The organism is Streptomyces sp. SID3212, assembly GCF_009865405.1.
GTDB lineage: Bacteria > Actinomycetota > Actinomycetes > Streptomycetales > Streptomycetaceae > Streptomyces.
In genome coordinates this window covers 1-652 of the sequence record NZ_WWJY01000126.1, presented here as the reverse complement: position 1 = coordinate 652, position 652 = coordinate 1, and the positions used below count along the sequence as shown (strand labels likewise).

Annotated in this window: 1 protein-coding gene; it reads right to left on the bottom strand. The window is 75.0% G+C overall.

Features of this window, described 5'->3' with window-relative positions; all coding sequences use genetic code 11:
• Positions 1-24 precede the first annotated feature (24 nt).
• The coding region (locus GT042_RS03610) for a LytTR family DNA-binding domain-containing protein (RefSeq protein ID WP_161307241.1) at positions 25-652 on the bottom strand (628 nt) is incomplete at its 5' end.

Below are 652 nucleotides of genomic sequence, written 5' to 3'. Positions count from 1 at the left end.
CGGCCGGCGACGGCCGGCCGCCGGTCAGCGGCCCGCCTGGCGCATCAGGAGGTCCCGCAGCCCCCGGGCGTGGCGGCGGGACACCGCCAGCTCGGCCTCCCCCACGCGGACGCTCATCGCGCCCGCGTCGAGCCGCAGTTCGTCGATCCGGGCGAGGGCCACGAGGTGGCGCCGGTGGATCCGGACGAAGCCCCGGGCGCGCCAGCGCTCCTCCAGGGTGGTGAGGGGGACACGGACCAGATGGCTGCCCGTGTCGGTGTGCAGACGGGCGTAGTCGCCCTGCGCCTCGGCGTAGGCGATGTCGCCGACGGCGACGAAGCGGGTGACCCCGCCGAGTTCGACGGATATCTGGTCGGCGGCGGTGTCGAGGACCGCGGGGCGGTCCCCCGCCAGCTCGGCGACCCGGCGGACGGCCTCGGCGAGCCGTTCCCTGCGGACCGGTTTGAGGACGTAGTCGACGGCCTTGAGGTCGAACGCCTGGACGGCGAAGCCCTCGTGGGCGGTGACGAAGACGATGAGGGGCGGTTCCGCGAAACCGGCGAGGAGCTTGGCGACGTCCAGGCCGGTGAGGCCGGCCATGTGGATGTCGAGGAAGACGACGTCCACGGCCTCGGGGTCGTGGGGCCCCGCGTCGAGCGCGGCGCCGATGCGG